Annotated in this window: 2 protein-coding genes; both read right to left on the bottom strand. The window is 60.4% G+C overall.

Translation table 11 applies throughout. The features are described 5' to 3' along the window. Positions 1 to 227 precede the first annotated feature (227 nt). Entirely contained in the window at positions 228 to 1529 is a 1302-nt protein-coding gene (gene trbI / locus T18_RS24375; RefSeq protein ID WP_010892438.1) for an IncP-type conjugal transfer protein TrbI, read from the bottom strand. Positions 1530 to 1538: 9 nt separating this feature from the next. After that, the gene (trbH, locus tag T18_RS24370; RefSeq protein WP_046205713.1) at positions 1539 to 2015 is read right to left on the bottom strand and encodes a conjugal transfer protein TrbH; all 477 of its coding nucleotides are present in this window, start codon (positions 2013 to 2015) and stop codon (positions 1539 to 1541) included. Positions 2016 to 2082: the final 67 nt, after the last annotated feature.

Genomic DNA, 2082 nt, shown 5'->3' with positions numbered 1-2082 from the left:
TACCGGGGCTCCGGCTGATATCTGCTGGCTGGCGCGCCGTGCCAGCCAGTCCTCCCGGGAGAGCCGTTGGCCATCAGCTGTCGATACGACTGGAAGGTCAACGGCCACCTTGGTGTGCGGATCACTTGATTTCCGCCCGCATTCCAGAACTTGATCAATTCATATTTCCATCAAGCCCAGCCTTCTCACTCAGCATTTGCGTGAGAAGGCGGAGGTGCGTGCGGCCATCAATTCCGATAGATCCCGTTGAATATGATGTCTTGATCGACCAGCACATTAAACTTGTAGCCAGGCCGGATCTCCAGTGTGGGCTGGACATCCATATTGCGTTGGATGGTCCGATCAGCGACCCGTCCGAAGGTCTCCGCGAAGTTACGCCTCGCTGCATCTGACGCCGTGTCCTGCGTTGCGAGCGTCGAACTCTGCGGCACTGACATGTCGATCCCGGTGCCAATCAGCGCAATCATCACCGCCGAGCCGAAGGTTTTGAAATAATGGTTGTTCACCTTGTCCTTAAAGCCTCCGTAGCCCTCAGCATCGGTTCCTGCCATGCCGACGATCTGCAGCGTTGAGCCGTTCGGGAAGATAATATCGGACCAAACGACGAGCACGCGGCTCTGGCCGAACGAGACCTTGCTGTCGTAACGGCCGAAGAGTTTCGTTCCTTGCGGGATCAGCAGGCGATGGCCGGTCGCACTGTCGTAAACGTTCTGGCTGACCTGGGCAGTTATGCGGCCGGGCAGATCGGAATTAATGCCAGTGATCAAGGTCGCCGGGATCACCGAGCCCCGTTTCAGTTCGTAGAGTGACTGTTGTGGGACAACACGGTTTGGCAGGTAGCCGAGGTCCTTGAGATCCGTGTTGAAGAAGTCTTCCTTGCTCTTCTGCCCATTGGGATCGATGTTCTGGCCGCCGAGACCGGCACGCAAGGCGGCGGCATAGAGATCGGAAGCGCCTGCCGTCGGCGAGATCGCAGTCGATGTATTGGCGGCCGAAGTATCGTCTGTTGCCGTGCGTGCCTCCAGCTTGCCGCGATCGATTGCGAGCGGCGCATCATAGGCGGCATCGTTTGCCTGGAGCCTTGCCATGCGCTGGCGCTGTCTCTCCCGGAGATATTGCTCCTGTTGCTCGCGCTCGAGACGCGCCCGCCAGACCGCCTCCGGCTCCAGTTCCTGTCCGCGACGCTGTTCCGGCGTCGGGGTGAACGGATTGCTCGCCTTTTCGTCCACCTGCTTCGTCTCGACAGGTGTCGGCTGAAACGTCGTCTGCTGTTGCGGTTCGCCGATAATACCGTCGGTGACACCGCGCTTGATCTGATCGGCAAAAGTTGAGGCGGGTTCGCCGGAACTGGACTCCGGGCCTTTATCCCTCCCGAAATAAAGCCCGCGCGAGGCGAGCCCATAGAAGATGATGCCGAGGAAGGCCACCGCCAGCACGATGACGACGACGATCGGCAGGCGATTGATCCGGCGGATGCCTGATGCCGCCTGACTGTTCTGCGCGCCGCCGAGGTTGAGGGACTGCACCATGATATCCTCCTACCCGCGCCGCATCAGCGAAAGCGCGCTCGTCGCCGTGGCACCGGTCGAAGTCACCGTGTAGGCGCGGCCGAGTTCGACGCTGTTGGTCGAAAGGCGCGCAAGTACCTGCCCGTCGAATGATATGATGACATAGGCGAGCGTGACGATGGTCATTCCGCTATCGGTCTTCTGGTCGGTGACGACCGCATAGCCCCATCCCTTCAGCGCCGCCTCCAGTGCCTGACCGAAGGGTGAAGTATCGACCTTTAGTGCAACGGTTGCTTTGCCCGGCCCGATCTGTTCGGCAAGGCGGCTGACCATGTCGCCGGCAATCGCGCTCGCCGCCGGTCCTGAGATTTCGGGCGGCGCGTTGCTGGCGACAAGACCTTCTGTGTCGATCGATTGGCACCCGGAAAGGAGGACGGTGAGGATGCAGGCGGCAGCAAGGCCGGGCATATGGCTCAGGGGGCGTCGAATGAAGGCAAGAGTCTTCATCATCGCCCTCCCCTGCTAATCGTCACCTTTTGTTGTTTCCAGCCGACGCCTGAGACGAGCACGGCGC

It is taken from the genome of Rhizobium sp. TBD182, assembly GCF_001950375.1.
Classification (GTDB): Bacteria; Pseudomonadota; Alphaproteobacteria; order Rhizobiales; family Rhizobiaceae; genus Agrobacterium; species Agrobacterium tumefaciens.
Note: the sequence above shows the minus strand (reverse complement) of the source record. Positions and strands in the feature narration are given on the sequence as shown.

Excerpts from the sequence above, each read along its gene's own strand:
- trbI (WP_010892438.1), bottom strand. The coding sequence starts at position 1,529 with ATGGTGCAGTCCCTCAACCTCGGCGGCGCGCAGAACAGTCAGGCGGCA.
- trbH (WP_046205713.1), bottom strand. The coding sequence starts at position 2,015 with ATGAAGACTCTTGCCTTCATTCGACGCCCCCTGAGCCATATGCCCGGC.